Here is a 14,992-nt window from a genome sequence, read left to right as displayed (position 1 = left end):
AAATGAAAGGGGCGATGAGGATGCCGGATATTACACCGATTCCAAATGATGGGGCGAATGATGTCGAACGATTGAAAAAGACGATTGATAATAAACGCGCTGCACAAGAAGCGATGAAGTTCGCTAAAGGTGATGAGTTGAAAGCTATACAGGAAAAAAACGAACGGCGCGAAGAAGCAATGCGTAATTTTGGAAAGTATTGAGAATTTACTATAATAATCATAATTACCCTTTCCTTTTATACTAAAAGGAAGGGGTGTTTCATGTTTAATAATTTAATGGAATTTACATTTTCACTATTTTTTATTTGTAATAAATGTAATAAAGACTAATAAACAGCTCTATAACAAGGTGTTCCTCTTAATCTTCCATTTTTCTTGAAATATATATGTTTTAAAAAACAATAGGCGGTTATATAACTGATGTACGATAAAATCATAAAACAAAGGGAGAGATTTTCATTATGGCACAAGACAGAGAAACTAGGAACCAAAACCAGAATCAACGTCAGAATAACCGTAGTAAAATGTCCCACGAAGAAGCAGGTCGAATGGGTGGAGATGCAACAGCTCAAAACCACGATCAACGTTTTTATGAAGAAATCGGACGAAAAGGTGGAGAAGCTACCGCGCAAGATCATGGCAAAGAATTCTATGAAGAAATCGGCCAAAAAGGCGGAGAGGCACGCGCCCAACAAAATGATTATAATAATCCGCAAAACTCCTATAATGAACAACAAAATCAAAGTAATTCTAGAAACCAGAACAATTCCAGAAATCAAAATGACAATAACAGATCATAAGCGATTAGAACAATTAAATAATCCCATATGATGGTATAAGAAGTGAAAGCGACTATAAACGTGGCTTTCACTTCTTTTTATTGTTGAAATTGATTGATGAATGGAAGTGTCTTAATTGCTTTGAATACCATATGCGGTTATACTACTGTAATACTTATAAAACTAAAGTTGTTTTTTAAGTTTTTTCAAAAGGAGGCACGATATGAGAGCTCGTATAATGAATGCATTTTTGGAAGAGATTCATGAAAAAAGTATGAAGTTCACAATGGATGATCTTGCGAAACGATTAGGTATTAGTAAGAGGACTTTGTATGAACACTTTTCTTCAAAAAGCGAAATACTTGATGCGATTATTGACTCTACATTGCTGGAGTTCGACGAAAAAACCGCTATAATCGTTAACGATTCCAAACTTTCATTGATTGAAAAGATTAAAGGTGCTATTACAGTCATCCCTAAATACAATGACTTCTACAGTTGGACGATTCTAGAGCAGATGAAAAAATCATACCCCGAACAATGGAAAAGAGTGCATGATGCGATTAATGAGTGGGATGCTTTACGTGAATTAATAGAACAAGGGATAAAAAATGGTGAAATTGCTGAGCAGAATGTGGCTTTATTGATGAAACTGATTATAGATGCGACAAACTCGACGATGGACCGCAAATTCTTTTACGATAACAGCATTACCGTTTCCGACGCACTTGATTCGATTGTGGATATTTTGCTGTTCGGTTTCATTAAAAAAAATAAAGAATAAAGAAACCGACTTTGTAAAGAGCGGTTTTTTACATGTAGTTGTAAACCAATAAAACAATTAGAGTTTTTTCGTTTTATCTGAATACAGAAAGTGAGATGGAATTATGAGCCTCCACATACGTGAGGTTACTGCTGCTAATTGGATGGCTATCGCCTCCTTATCAGTAAATGACAACCAGAAAGACTTTATCGAAAGCAATTCGTTTTCATTAGCACAATCAAAATTTGAACCTGAGTGGAAATCTGTTGGATTATATGACGGTAATTTGCTAGTCGGTTATGCGATGCATGGTATTGATATGTCGAATGGCGATGTGTGGCTGGATCGATTCATGATTGACTCGACCTATCAGGGACAAGGCTACGCTAGCAGATTCCTCCCCATACTTCTTGTACATATGACTGATTTGTATGCTTGTGACAAGATATTCCTTAGCATCTCACCTGATAATTTAGGAGCGCAACGTTTATATGAGAAGTTTGGTTTCAAACTGAACGGTGACATTGACAATGTCGGTGAGTTTCCTTGTCTCGTCATGAAGTTAGATATAGAAAGAGATGATATAGGATGAGTTCAACTTCATCTAGATTGAACGAATTGGACACGCAACCAGTTGGACGAATTTTTCTCCGTTACCTTATTCCCTCCATGATCGGTATGGGACTCATGGCAGCTAATATCGTCGCGGACGGGATAATGGTCGGAAACCGATTAGGCGAAGAAGCACTTGCTGGCGTTGGGATCGCTTCCCCAGTTTATACGCTATTTTTCGCTATTTCACTATGGATCGGTATCGGGGCTGCAACAAAATATTCGATTGCATTAGGGCAAAAGAATATGAAAGAGAGTCGTATAATTTTCACCCATGCCATTTTGTCCATATTTGTATTTACCTTACTTATTGGATTGACGGCATTTATATTCAGAAATCCGTTGGCTTACGCACTCGGGGCAAACACTACGACTTTCCCGTTCGTCTCTGATTATTTATATGTTATTTTATTGTTCGGCTTCATCTTTACTGTAGAAAATACGTTCAGCGTCTTCATAAGGAATGATGGTGCGCCTACGCTTGCAATGACGGGGCTTATCGTTACGTCCATCACCAATATTGTGCTGAACTACATTTTTTTATTCATCCTCGATTGGGGTGTTAGCGGAGCTGCATTTGCAACAATTCTTGCTTCGTTCCTCGGTATGCTTGTATTGTGCAGTCACTTTTTCAGGAAATCGAATAATTTAAAGCTTGTTCGGATTTCCTTCAATAAAAAACTATTTGCCGCAATTATTGTCGTCGGTTTTCCAAGTTTTCTTTCTGAAGTCGGTATTTCCGTCTTTACGATTTCTCATAATATCGCCTTTGAACGGGCGGCCGGAACTGAAGGGGTTGCTGCTTTTTCCATTTTGAACTATGTACATGGCGTCATGCTGATGATGTTCCTTGGTATGGGTAGCACCATTCAACCGCTAGTCAGTTATTATCATGGCGCGAAAAATGCAAGTCGAATGCGCGAGACTGTCATTAAAGCGACGATAACCGTTATGGCTGCCGGTACACTGTTTTTCTTGCTCGGCCAGTTTGCAGCAGGATCCATTGTTTCTATCTTTGGTGACTTCCCTGAAGAAGTGGCGTCTCTCGCTACGAGAGGCATCAGGCTATTCTTCTTTGCCTATTTGTTTACAGGAACGAATTTCGTCATGATGACGTATTTTCAGTCCGTCGGCAACGTGCGAATTGCAACGATGATGACGGCATCGCGTGAAATCATTGTCATGTTGGTCTTCTTGTTGCTATTGCCACAATTTCTTGGGCTGGATGGCATTTGGCTATCCATCCCCACTTCTGAGTTTATAGTGTTTGTAAGTGTATTTATATATCAGAGAAGAGCTGTAAGATCTTCTTCCCGCAGAATGATTACAAGTTGAATGCATCTACAAGAGGCAGGCGTTGCGAATCTTTTCGCTCACGCCTGCTTTTTAAATATGTCATCTACTGTTCACGCTCCGTTCATGTTCAAGATTTACACTAAGGACATCAAGAAAAAGCGGAGGCGTTTTCAATGAAAATGGCATTTAAAGAAATGAAAAAAAGTAAATCAAAGTTTCTTATTTTAGGTTCCATCATCTTTCTCGTCAGTTTCCTGACATTCATCATCTCGGGGCTTGCGAATGGATTATCAATGGACAATGCAGCGCTCATCAAAAACATGCCAAGCGGGCATTATTATTTGAATGAGGATGCAAACGCAAAATACAATTTATCCAAAATCGATGAAGGTTTGCAGAAAGATGTGTTGGCAGAGCATCCCGAAGCGACTGCATTTTCAATCCAGATGGGATTTTTCAATGATGCAGAAGATAAGCAGCATAGTGTAGCTTTTGTCACGTCAACTGAATCGGATCTGTTTCAATATGTAAAAGACGGTGAAATCGTTTTAGACCGGACACTTGAAAAAGAAGGCGTGAAAGTCGGAGACATTTTGACGAATAATCAGTTCAGCGGTGATTTCAAGGTGATCGGCTTTGTGGATGAGCAGAAATACAGTCATGCGCCTGTAGCGTTTATTAATCAAACGAACTACCAGGAAATGTATCGTGTAATGGAAATGCAGACGTTGTTTATACCTGGTAAAGATGTACCGGCTATTTCAGGTTTAGATTCATTTACAAATAAAGGTTTCTTGGATACGATTCCGAGTTACAGTGCTGAACAGATGTCACTCAATATGATTATCTGGTTCCTCGTTATTATTAGCGGCATGCTGTTTGCGATTTTCTTCTATATGATGAACGTCCAGAAAATTGGTTTGTACGGTATTTTGAAAGCGATCGGTATGAAGACGATTTCATTGTTCCAGATGATTTGGTACCAGATGATCGCAATTACAGCGGTTTCATTAGTCATTTCGATTGCACTGAGTCAAGCATTCAACTTGGTTGCACCTGAAGGAATGCCGTTTTCTTTGACGATGAATACTGTTTTGACACTTTCAGCTGTGTTCCTCGTTGTCGGTTTCATCGGTGCGACAATTTCAGGATTCCAGATCAAAAAAATCGAACCGCTACAAGCGATTCAACAAGGAGAGATGTAAGATGGAGACATTTATCATTGAGGATGTAACGAAGTCTTTCCAAAACGGTGAAGTGGAAGCAAAAATATTGAAAGGTGTTAACCTAACGTTGACTGAAGGAGAAATTACGGCACTTGTTGGCCCTTCAGGATCCGGTAAGTCGACAATATTGACGATTGCTGCAGGCCTGCAAAAAGCTTCCGGTGGACAGATCCTGTTTGACGGCGATGATATGACAGCAATGAGTCAGGAAAATATCCGGAAAGTACGTTCAAGCGAATTCGGATTTGTCTTCCAATCTTCACATCTTGTACCTTTCCTGACTGTCGAGGAGCAATTGGATCTCATGTTGGATGTGGCGGAGACAAAGATGGATAAGAAACAGCAAAAAGAAGAAATCTCACGTATATTAAAGCTCGTCGGCATGGATCACAGGAAAGATGCATACCCGCCTTCCCTGTCCGGCGGCGAAAAACAGCGTGTTGCTATTGCGCGGGCTATCATCCACAAACCGAAGATTTTATTTGCGGATGAACCGACTGCAAGTTTGGATACGAAACGTAAAAAAGAAGTGATGGAATTGATTCATGAGTTGACGAAATCCCTTGGATTGACGACGTTAATGGTGACGCATGATGATGAAATGCTACCGTATGCGGATCGTGTGATTACGATGCGTGATGGGGTTATTGTGTGATATGAAAATAATCCATCCTACAAGAAAGATTCTTTGTAGGATGGATCTTTTGTATAGGAAACTTTCTTTATTTAGCATTCTCATCAGGCTGATGAAGTCCGAAAATATTTCCCTCGGTGTCTAAATAATAGCCCTGCCACGCCATTCCAGGCAATGCAGCTTTCGGCATAGCGACCGTTCCACCATTTTGAATGATTTTAGCTTCCGTTGCATCATAATCTTCTACACCAATTGTACAAACATAACCATTTAGCGCTTGATTCGGTTCAGGTGGAGCACTTTGTCGGAGCATTAAAGCACCATTGATGCCCAATTCTTTTTCTTCTCCTGTAACTACTCCGAAATAAGGCATTCCTGCATAGTCGCTCCAGTCTTGAAACGTCCAATCGAAAACCTCACCATAAAACGCTTTTGCTTTATCCATGTCATTTACATGAATCTCAAAATGAATTACTCTGCCCATCGTTAACTACCTCCTTATTTTTTTTTGGGTTTACCCTAATTGTTACGGATACTCATTTATAAATCCCTTACTTCAAGTCTCTTTAGTTCATCTTTAAGTTGTAGCGATTGCAAAATTTCGCGTATTAAGTTCAAGACTTCATTATGATAATCGTGAGCGAGTATATACCAAAATGTTGCATCACGAATAAATCCTAATTTTTCTGCAGTAGTTGCAACGCTCAAAAACGCTCGCATTCTAGCAAGTTCTTCCTCATCTTGACTACGATCTGTATTGAATTGGTAACGTTTCTCCCCATTTTCATTATCTATAGATAAAATGCCAAGTCCATCATATGTCGGAAGGATAATCTTGCTGTTTCGTTCTTCATTCGCAAGTTGTATATGTTTCACAACATCGATTTCCTCAGTGTTATATATTTCACGAACACGATTAAAAATCCTATTCCTCTTACTCTGGTAGTCATCCGAGCGCCATTCTTCTAGGATGCCATCTACCATTTCCCTATCATTCCATTGCCAGCACTCTTCAAGCAGTCCTACATGAGGAACAGATGTCGCCATCCTTAAGAATTCCTGTAGTGTGCTTGCTATTAGTCGGATAGGTGGATCATTCGTTGGTGAAACACATACAATCGAAGCATCATTCAAATTACCGACTTTGCCAAAATCAGTGAGGAAACCAAAGTGAACACCATCGCCTCCGGTATAGGCAAACGGTATGACATCAATCGGCGTTATTGAATACGCACATTCGGTAACAATCGGTCTAAAGCCGATTGTATCCAGCGTTTCTCCCTCTTTCTGTAAATCCTCCTCCAATTGGATTAACTTCAGAACTTCATCCGGAATAGTAAATGCACCATATTCATCCGTTACCATCTGTCCAATCATCCCCCATTCTAATAGGTAGTATTCTTGATTCAGATTCTAAAACCCTTTTTTTGAACAATGGGGATACTTACTAATTTGGATTTTTGATATACTATATATATAATTAAGTACAAAAAAGACATCGAGGTTTTAATATGACTAATTATCTATCTTTAACGGATCATGTATATAACTATATCGTCGATAACATTAACAACAGAACCCTAACTCCTAATAAAAAGATTAATGAAAGCGCAATTTGCGATGCGTTAAATGTTAGTAGGACGCCTGTTAGGGAAGCACTTATACAGCTTTCTTCGGAGGGTCTGTTGGAGAATATCCCTCGGAAAGGTTTTGTAATTAAAAGTCTCACTACCGAAGAGGCGAAAGAAACCTATTTCCTAATTGGGGCATTGGATGGATTAGCCGCATCGATGGCTGCTCCTCTTTTGGCGGAGAAACATTTGAAGGAAATGGATTTCTATATTGAAAGTATCGATCTGGCCATTAACACAGGGAATTTTTCCATGTATCATAAAATGCAGGAAGCTTTCCATAATGTATATTTGTCCATTTGTCCTAACAGAAGTCTTGTGACCCTTCTGCTCCAGTTAGAAAAGAAGTTCTTGAAAAACTTTGAGTGGTCTGAAGATCATGCCTGGATAGCAAATAAACTTACAGAAACTAATAATGAACATAGAAAGATGATGGAACTTTTTCGCAACGGTAAATCGTCCGAACTGGAAGTCTATATGCGGGATATTCATTGGAATCCGGAAAAAGCTGTTTCCCTTCCCCTTTGATTCATTTAACAAATAAGAAAAAAATTCTGTCTCCGGACAGAATTTTTTTATTGAAAACTATAAAATATAATGTACAATATACAATATACTTAATTCACTTTTCATGAATGTGAATTATAGATAGTTAGGAGGTTCACTTATAGTGAATAGTCAAAATCTTGAGTTAGCTAAACAATTACGGCATGAGCTTCATCAACATCCCGAACTTTCCAACGAAGAAGTTTGGACAAAACAATATATAATCGACTTTTTGAAAACGCATACAAACAATCTGGAAATTGTAGACAGAGGAAATTGGTTCTACACGATTTATCGGTCCGGCGAAAACCGACCGAATATTGCTTTCCGTGCTGATTTTGATGCTCTTCCTATGGACGAAGTGATTGAATTGCCATGGGCTTCAAAATTTCCGGGTAAAGCACACAAATGTGGTCATGATGGCCACTCTGCGACACTTGCAGCATTTGCTCTTGAAATTGATCAACATGGATCTGATAACAATATCTTTTGTCTCTTCCAGCCTGCAGAAGAAACTGGCGATGGAGCCATCCAATGTGTGGACTTCATTAAGGAACACAACATTGATGAAATTTTCGCCTATCATAATATGAGTGGTTTACCTTTTAAAAGTGTAGGAATTATTGATGGTACAGCGCTATGTGCCTCAAAAGGAATGACAATCCGTATGGAAGGTTCTCCTGCTCATGCAAGTCAACCAGAAGATGGTGTGAATCCGTCTCTTGCAATCGCTAACATTGTAAAGGAAATTCCTCAGTTCATCTCACCTGATAAAAACAAAGGTCTTGTCCTTTGTACAGTCGTTCAAATTGATGTTGGTGAAAACGCTTTCGGTCTTGCTGCTTCTAAAGGAACTTTACGTATGACAATTAGAGCTCTCTTTGAAGAGGAGATGGATCAGTTGCAAGCGAATCTTGAAAGCTTCGCACAATCGCAAGCAGATGAATTTGGTTTGAAAGTCAGCTTCCACTTCAACGACGAATTTCCAGAAACACTGAACCATGTTGAAAGTGCAAATAAAATTCGCTCCATTGCAAATGCTAAAGGAATGGATGTTTTCGAATTAAAAGAAGCGTACCGTGGATCCGAGGACTTCGGACACTTTACAAAGTTGACTAAAGGTGCGTATTGCTTCATCGGGAATGGAAAAGATTATCCGAATCTCCACACAAGTGAATACGACTTTCCTGATGAATTAATCGGATGTGGGGTTGAGTTGTTTAAAGGCTTAGCAGGATTGTAATTTTTTATAAAGGGACCAGGGGGAAATTATATGGCAAATGAGAAAAAGCGAAAAGGTTTTAACTTTCCACATGTATACATAATGTTTTTACTCGTTATGTTACTAGTAGTCATTTTATCTTGGATTGTACCTAGTGGTCAGTATGAACGTTCAGTGAATCCTGATACAGGTATCACTGAACTGAATACAAACGTCTTTGAGTATGTCGACCAAGCAAAACCTATTGGATTCATGGACTTTTTCTCAGCGTTACATACTGGGGTCGTTCAGTCCGGAGACATTATCGTTATGCTCCTCTTTGCAAGCGGTGCACTTTATATCCTTGAAAAGTCAGGAGCAATTGCAGCAGGAATCCATAAGCTGCTACGAGTAGCGGATGGCAAAGAAAAACTGATCATCGTCTCTTTACTGACACTGTTCTCGATTATGGGCACAATCGGCTTCGGCGAAGGTGGAATTCCTTTCATCCCACTTGCCATGGCAGTTGTAATGGGGTTGGGTTATGACCGTATCACTGCGTTCGCAACTTCTACGGTCGGTCTAGCAATTGGTTTCACGGCAGGGGCAGTCAATTTTTACACGACCGGAGTCAGCCAATCGATTGTAGGGTTGCCAATCTATTCGGGACTGAGCTTCCGTATTATTTCTTTAGTGATTTTCATCCTGATTTCGATGATTTACATCCTTCGTTATGCGAATAAAACGAAAAAAGATCCAGCAAAAAGTATTGTCGCCGGAGAATATGTTGAACAACTGGAAAATGCGAAAACAGCTGAGTATGAAGAAGAAGCGTTCACTTTATCAAGAAAGATTGCACTACTTGGACTAGTTGGCGTGTTAGTCGGAAGTGCTTATGGAGCAATCCAACTCGGTTGGGGAATGCCTCAGTTATCAGCAGTATATGCAATCTATGCCGTATTCTTAGTCCTCATTCTAAGATTGAGCCCGAGTGAAGCAGCGGTAACATTTGGAACGGGTGCATCTAGACTTCTACCGACTGCTCTAGCCATTGGTTTTGCAAGATCTGTCATGATTTTAATGGACCAAGCCCAAATTATCGATACGGCTGTCCATGCATTATCCGGGCTATTAAGTAGCACTGGATCTATTATTACACTCCTTGTTCTTTTCTTAGTCGTCATCTTCTTCAACTTCTTTGTTGTTTCAGGAAGCGGAAAGGCAATGATTTTGATGCCTATTATGGGGCCACTCGGGAAAATATTAGGAATCAACCAACAAGTAATGGTTGTCGTTTATCAATTCGGTGATGGTTTCACGAACTATTTATGGCCAACTTCAGGTGGATTAATGGCGGCATTAGGAATGTCGAATGTAAATTACGCGGATTGGGTTAAATTCTCTCTGAAACTATTTATGATCCTTCATTTCGCAGCATTCCTATTAATCGTAATCGCTCATTATATCGGGCTTGGACCTAGCTAAATAGTATACGAATGGCGGATGATTTCTACGGAGTCACCGCCCTTCGTTTTAATCAAGGAGAAATAGTGATAAAAAAAGGAGATGTCAACATGAATCAAATGATTGAAAAGGTAAAACAATATGAAACTCAAATTATTAAGGACCGTCGTTATCTGCATGAAAATCCGGAGCTCGGCTTTGATCTTCCAAACACTCAAAAATACATTCAGCAACGCCTTGATGAAATCGGCATTGAACATAAACCTTGTGGTATTGTACCCCAGGAAATAAGAGAAAAGTATGCAAGAGCTGGATTTGCTGAACAGGCAAACTGCACAGGTGTCATCGCGACAATCGGTCAAGGTTCCCCATGTATTCTTCTCCGAGCGGACATGGATGCATTACCGATTGAAGAGGAAGTCGAATCAGAATTCAAGTCAAAAAAACCGGGACTTATGCATGCATGTGGACATGATTCACATGTTGCCATGCTGTTAGGTGCCGCTCAACTATTGAAAGACCACGAAGGCGAATTGGAAGGGACTGTAAAATTATTCTTCCAACCTGGTGAAGAATGGGGGTACGGTTCAAAGTTGATGATTGATGACGGTGCACTTGAAAACCCGAAAGTGGATGCCGCTTTCGGAATTCACATCATGCCCGACCAGCAAGCCGGCACTTTATCTGTCACAAAAGGAACGTTAACACAAGCAATGGACACGTATATTGTAGACATTAAAGGATCTGGCGGCCATAGCTCACAACCTCATAAAACAATTGATGCTAACATGATCATGAATCAGCTATATACAAGTCTGAATCTTTTATTTACCCGTGAAGTTCCTCCCAATCAAAATGTCACATTTTCTGTAGGTTCCCTTAATGGTGGGACGGTGACAAACGTAATTCCCGATAAAGCTGTTTTAAGCGGGAATATGCGTAGTTATGATCAGAAGACGCGCGACCATTTATGTCAACGGATTCCTGAAATGATTGACCATGTCGTTAAGGCTTGGCGTGGAGACTACAATACTACTGAATTCCATACACCAACGACCTATAATGATCCTAGTTTCATTGATGAAATCAATTCTTATATGGAGGATGTTGTTGGCTTGGAAAACATTGTGGATAATGGACCGATGAGTGGATCGGAAGACTTTTCGTATATCTCCCAGCTCGTTCCGTCAGCATTTGTCGTATTGGGTACGGGAAAAGAAGGTGAAGCACCTGTTCATAACCCACGTATGAAGCAAGACGAGGATATCTTTAAATACGGGGCTGCGTTACATGCGAACGTGGCGATTGAATGGTTAAAGAGTCAGCATAAATGATTGAAAACACTTATGAGGTGCTGGATCACTTCATAAGTGTTTTTTAGTGTTATGCAAAGGATTTGATTTGTTGTGTCGCAAAAAATCAAACAAGGTTCACTCCCTTCTCCCCTTCACCCGTTTCAATGTAGCTACAATAAGAAAGCTGACGATGACGAGCAGTAGCCAGGAGCTGAGCTTTCCAAGACCAACCAATTTCCACACTTCAGATTGGTTGGGATATTTCCATGCACCGAAGAACGTTGCGATATTTTCTGCTATCCAGATGAAAAATCCGATTAAGACAAATGACAGGGCTATAGGCATGCGGTATCGGATGCCTCCGACCGCGTACGTTACCCAAGAACGCCAAAATACAATAATTACTAGAGCGGATAGCCACCAACGGACGTCCATCCAAAAATGGTGAATGAAGAAATTCAAGTATATCGCAGCGGCTAGTGGGACAACTATCCAAAACGGTGGCCACTTGACCAAGTCAACTTCTAACCTTCTCCACGCCTGACAAAGATAACTTGCTACACTTGCATACATGAAGCCGCTATATAAAGGCACGCCGAAGAATTTGGAATACCCTTCTTCCGGATACGTCCACGAGCCCATATGTACTTTAAAAAGTTCCAGTGCTAGTCCAATCAGATGGAATAACGTTATAACTTTTAGTTCGTCACGCGTTTCAAGACCTGATCGCACCATCCACCACTGCGTCAGAAGGAAAATGATTAGCAGCCAATCATACCGTGGCAGAAATGGTAGCGGTACAAATTTCGTTATCGCCAATGAGGAAAAAATAATGACAGGAAACAGACAGGACAGCGCCTGTTCCCTACCAAAGCGAAAAAGTTGTTGGATCGCAAACTTCATTTTCTTCGTACCAACTTTTATCCCTAATTGCTGCTGATAGTTACTAAGCATGCTCATACATAAAACCTCCAACCCTTTTCATTCAATCAACCCTATACATCTTCATCATTCCGGTATTCCAGTATATCTCCTGGTTGACAGTCCAGTGCTTTGCAAATCCCTTCCAATGTAGAAAAACGGATTGCTTTTGCTTTTCCATTTTTTAGAATGGAAAGATTGGCCATCGTAATTCCTACCTTTTCGGACAGCTCCGTTACGCTCATTTTCCTTTTCGCCAGCATTACGTCAATATGAATAATAGTCGCCATTGTATTCACCTCAAACCGTTAAATCATTTTCAGTTTTTATTTCGATGGCGCTCGTCAATAGCTTTTGAAGAACGGCCGCAAAGACTGCAATCACTATTGAAGCAAAAATGATGACTAACCCAATAACAATAATACCTGGGGCATCGTCTCTTTCCGCCATTAGATAATAAAGCGGCATGCCAACTACATACAATCCGCTTATCAGAACTGCACAGTGTTTAATATTCTTCAATGCTTTTATAGATTGTTCCGAGAAGGCATTGTTCTTGTCAATATAGCTTAGCAGTTTGAATGTTTGATACAGCGCAAAGTAAAATGGGATCGCTCCGGCGTATATATTGATTAAAACGAGATATTTCAAATAAGCCATCTCAGGATACAATTCCGCTGCAAAACTTGCGATGCCGGGCACTACAAATATACATAAAGCGAGAATCGGTACGCCCATCAGGATAACAGCCATCTTCAAGAATATTGTTTCGCGTTTCATTCCAAGCACCTCACATAGTTAATGTCCATTTAAATTTAACATGAGATTTATCGAATATCAATAAGTTATTATCGAAAAAGAACATTACATTATTGTAAGTCAGTTAAAACCTTGTGTATTTTTACAACTTCTTATTAGTGATCCAGTGATATACTAATAAGAAATTCAGTAGAACAAAGGAGCCTTACTATGAATATTCCCTTAAACACTACATGTCCGCTTTGCGGGAAATCCAACAACTGCTGTAACGGTATAGATAAGTCGCGCGGTATCTGCTGGTGCACAAATGAAACCTTTCCCCAAGAAATTTTTGACTTATTGTCCGAGGAAGATATAAGGAAGAAGTGCATCTGTCAGGAATGCCTGCTTCAGTTTAAGAACTAATAAAACGCCACCGCAAATCGGTATGCGGTGGCGCTGTTCAATTCTATCTTCATACTCTGATTTTCGCTTTACGGAAACTGTCAAACACCTCAATGGGGACCGCTACGATGACTGAGATGATTACTCTCCATTTCGACCATGCAACAGATGTTTGTTCTGTACTGAATAGAACCATTCATTAATTGAGAAGCTATGTAGTAGAAGGAGGGCAAGCTATGATGAAGATTATTCGTTCCTACCTCCATGCTTCATTGATAGTTAAAATTACAATTGCTTTGATAGCAGGAGTTATCGCCGGCTTTGTTTTAGGGGAACAAGCTGCGGTCCTTGCACCGCTCGGAGAATTACTCCTCCGGTTGCTTACCTTTCTCATCATCCCATTGATTTTGTTTACGCTTATTGTCGGGGTGAATCAAACGAGTATCGCAAATCTTGGTCGTATGGGTAGTAAGGTTTTTATTTATTACACTGTCAGTTCCGCCTTTGCAATTATAGTTGGACTAATTGTCGCCAGTATTTTACGGCCTGGCACAGGGATGAAACTAACTGGTAATGATACATTCGATGTCCCGGAGAATCCTGGGATTGTCACTGTATTACTGAATATTGTGCCGTCCAATATCGTCACGGCTTTTACGGAAATGAATCTGCTTGGCATCATCTTTACCGCTTTAGCGTTCGGGATTGCGATTTCCGCTATGCTTGCTTCTAAAGACTTTCAGGATTTAGGCAATTCTTTATTGATGACCATTACAGCTTTAAATGAAGCCTCTCTTTTCATACTAAGAGCAATTCTTCAATATGTTCCGTTCGGGATTTTCGCTATCATGGCGCAAACGGTCGGTAGCCAAGGCATTGATACGCTCTTGTCACTTGGAGGCATGATTGGTGTCTTCTATATCGCTTTGCTCGTTCAAGTTGTTTTGTACGTCATATTGCTCGTTCTTTTCAAAGTGAAGCCGGGCAACTTCTTTAAACATGCGAGGACTCCGATGATTACTGCATTTGTCACCCAAAGTAGCACGGGTACATTGCCACTTACGTTGACTGCAGCAAAGAATATGGGGATATCCAAAAGCTTATACGGCTTTAGCTTACCGCTTGGTGCAACCGTCAATATGGATGGCGCTGCAATACGAATAGCCGTTTCAGCCGTTTTTGCTGCTAACATTGTTGGAGAACCATTGAGTTTGACGGATATGGTAATGGTCGTTCTAATTGGAACTCTCTCTTCCATTGGTACAGCAGGTGTACCAGGTGCGGGCATCGTCATGATTTCAACTGTCTTTATACAACTCGGCCTTCCTATGGAAGCAGTCGCTTTGCTAACAGCAATTGATGCATTAATTGGAATGGGAGCCACCGCGCTAAATGTTACTGGCGATCTCGTCGGAACAAAATTGATTGACCAGCATGAGAAGAGAAGGTATAGGAAATTGACAAGATGAAAAAACCAAG

General features: G+C 40.2%; 19 protein-coding genes. 13 read left to right on the top strand and 6 right to left on the bottom strand.

Going from position 1 to position 14,992, the window contains the following annotated elements; genetic code table 11:
• Nucleotides 1-20 precede the first annotated feature (20 nt).
• From H9649_RS10325 to H9649_RS10295, 7 genes are all read left to right on the top strand, one after another.
• Nucleotides 21-203, top strand: coding sequence for a small, acid-soluble spore protein tlp (locus H9649_RS10325; protein ID WP_191694691.1), 183 nt, complete (start codon nucleotides 21-23; stop codon nucleotides 201-203).
• A gap of 260 nt (nucleotides 204-463) precedes the next feature.
• Nucleotides 464-802, top strand: coding sequence for a stress-induced protein, KGG, repeat-containing protein (locus tag H9649_RS10320; RefSeq protein ID WP_191694689.1), 339 nt, complete (start codon nucleotides 464-466; stop codon nucleotides 800-802).
• Nucleotides 803-1,004: 202 nt separating this feature from the next.
• Nucleotides 1,005-1,565 (top strand): TetR/AcrR family transcriptional regulator, encoded by a 561-nt coding sequence (locus H9649_RS10315; RefSeq protein WP_191694687.1) that lies wholly within the window; start codon nucleotides 1,005-1,007, stop codon nucleotides 1,563-1,565.
• 103 nt (nucleotides 1,566-1,668) lie between these two features.
• Nucleotides 1,669-2,136, top strand: coding sequence for a GNAT family N-acetyltransferase (locus H9649_RS10310; protein WP_191694685.1), 468 nt, complete (start codon nucleotides 1,669-1,671; stop codon nucleotides 2,134-2,136).
• Nucleotides 2,133-3,491, top strand: coding sequence for an MATE family efflux transporter (locus H9649_RS10305; protein WP_191694683.1), 1,359 nt, complete (start codon nucleotides 2,133-2,135; stop codon nucleotides 3,489-3,491). Before H9649_RS10310 ends, H9649_RS10305 begins: the two co-directional genes overlap by 4 nt.
• Before the next feature lie 134 nt (nucleotides 3,492-3,625).
• Complete coding sequence (locus tag H9649_RS10300; RefSeq protein ID WP_191694681.1) at nucleotides 3,626-4,657, top strand: ABC transporter permease; 1,032 nt, start codon at nucleotides 3,626-3,628, stop codon at nucleotides 4,655-4,657.
• A 1-nt stretch (nucleotide 4,658) separates the two neighbouring features.
• The gene (locus tag H9649_RS10295) at nucleotides 4,659-5,333 is read left to right on the top strand and encodes an ABC transporter ATP-binding protein (protein ID WP_191694680.1); all 675 of its coding nucleotides are present in this window, start codon (nucleotides 4,659-4,661) and stop codon (nucleotides 5,331-5,333) included.
• A 67-nt stretch (nucleotides 5,334-5,400) separates the two neighbouring features.
• Here the strand turns inward: H9649_RS10295 and H9649_RS10290 are convergent, their stop codons facing one another.
• Nucleotides 5,401-5,796: a VOC family protein gene (locus H9649_RS10290; protein ID WP_191694677.1), complete on the bottom strand. Its 396-nt coding sequence runs from the start codon at nucleotides 5,794-5,796 to the stop codon at nucleotides 5,401-5,403.
• A 56-nt stretch (nucleotides 5,797-5,852) separates the two neighbouring features.
• On the bottom strand, nucleotides 5,853-6,689 hold the full coding sequence (locus H9649_RS10285) for a hypothetical protein (RefSeq protein WP_191694675.1): 837 nt from the start codon (nucleotides 6,687-6,689) through the stop codon (nucleotides 5,853-5,855).
• A 134-nt stretch (nucleotides 6,690-6,823) separates the two neighbouring features.
• Here H9649_RS10285 and H9649_RS10280 point away from each other — a divergent pair, with 134 nt between their 5' ends.
• From H9649_RS10280 to H9649_RS10265, 4 genes are all read left to right on the top strand, one after another.
• Complete coding sequence (locus H9649_RS10280) at nucleotides 6,824-7,471, top strand: GntR family transcriptional regulator (RefSeq protein ID WP_191694673.1); 648 nt, start codon at nucleotides 6,824-6,826, stop codon at nucleotides 7,469-7,471.
• A gap of 142 nt (nucleotides 7,472-7,613) precedes the next feature.
• On the top strand, nucleotides 7,614-8,732 hold the full coding sequence (locus H9649_RS10275; RefSeq protein ID WP_191694671.1) for a M20 metallopeptidase family protein: 1,119 nt from the start codon (nucleotides 7,614-7,616) through the stop codon (nucleotides 8,730-8,732).
• 30 nt (nucleotides 8,733-8,762) lie between these two features.
• Nucleotides 8,763-10,175: a YfcC family protein gene (locus tag H9649_RS10270; RefSeq protein ID WP_191694670.1), complete on the top strand. Its 1,413-nt coding sequence runs from the start codon at nucleotides 8,763-8,765 to the stop codon at nucleotides 10,173-10,175.
• Between the two features lie 89 nt (nucleotides 10,176-10,264).
• Nucleotides 10,265-11,488 (top strand): M20 metallopeptidase family protein, encoded by a 1,224-nt coding sequence (locus H9649_RS10265; RefSeq protein WP_225229810.1) that lies wholly within the window; start codon nucleotides 10,265-10,267, stop codon nucleotides 11,486-11,488.
• Nucleotides 11,489-11,584: 96 nt separating this feature from the next.
• Here H9649_RS10265 and H9649_RS10260 read toward each other — a convergent pair whose 3' ends face one another.
• The 3 genes from H9649_RS10260 to H9649_RS10250 form a co-directional block, all read right to left on the bottom strand.
• On the bottom strand, nucleotides 11,585-12,352 hold the full coding sequence (locus H9649_RS10260) for a DUF817 domain-containing protein (protein ID WP_191694828.1): 768 nt from the start codon (nucleotides 12,350-12,352) through the stop codon (nucleotides 11,585-11,587).
• Between the two features lie 92 nt (nucleotides 12,353-12,444).
• A complete protein-coding gene (locus tag H9649_RS10255) occupies nucleotides 12,445-12,660 on the bottom strand; it encodes a helix-turn-helix domain-containing protein (protein ID WP_191694668.1) in 216 nt (71 codons plus the stop codon).
• Nucleotides 12,661-12,670: 10 nt separating this feature from the next.
• Nucleotides 12,671-13,150, bottom strand: a complete 480-nt coding sequence (locus H9649_RS10250; RefSeq protein ID WP_191694666.1) for a DUF2975 domain-containing protein — start codon at nucleotides 13,148-13,150, stop codon at nucleotides 12,671-12,673.
• A gap of 189 nt (nucleotides 13,151-13,339) precedes the next feature.
• Between H9649_RS10250 and H9649_RS10245 the strand changes: the two genes are divergently transcribed.
• A complete protein-coding gene (locus H9649_RS10245; protein ID WP_191694664.1) occupies nucleotides 13,340-13,534 on the top strand; it encodes a cysteine-rich CWC family protein in 195 nt (64 codons plus the stop codon).
• Here the strand turns inward: H9649_RS10245 and H9649_RS10240 are convergent.
• Nucleotides 13,466-13,618 (bottom strand): hypothetical protein, encoded by a 153-nt coding sequence (locus tag H9649_RS10240; protein ID WP_191694838.1) that lies wholly within the window; start codon nucleotides 13,616-13,618, stop codon nucleotides 13,466-13,468. The genes H9649_RS10245 and H9649_RS10240 overlap by 69 nt on opposite strands.
• 131 nt (nucleotides 13,619-13,749) lie before the next feature.
• Here H9649_RS10240 and H9649_RS10235 point away from each other — a divergent pair, with 131 nt between their 5' ends.
• The gene (locus H9649_RS10235) at nucleotides 13,750-14,982 is read left to right on the top strand and encodes a dicarboxylate/amino acid:cation symporter (protein ID WP_191694663.1); all 1,233 of its coding nucleotides are present in this window, start codon (nucleotides 13,750-13,752) and stop codon (nucleotides 14,980-14,982) included.
• Nucleotides 14,983-14,992: the final 10 nt, after the last annotated feature.

The organism is Sporosarcina quadrami, from assembly GCF_014836615.1.
GTDB lineage: Bacteria > Bacillota > Bacilli > Bacillales_A > Planococcaceae > Sporosarcina > Sporosarcina quadrami.
Note: the sequence above shows the minus strand (reverse complement) of the source record. Positions and strands in the feature narration are given on the sequence as shown.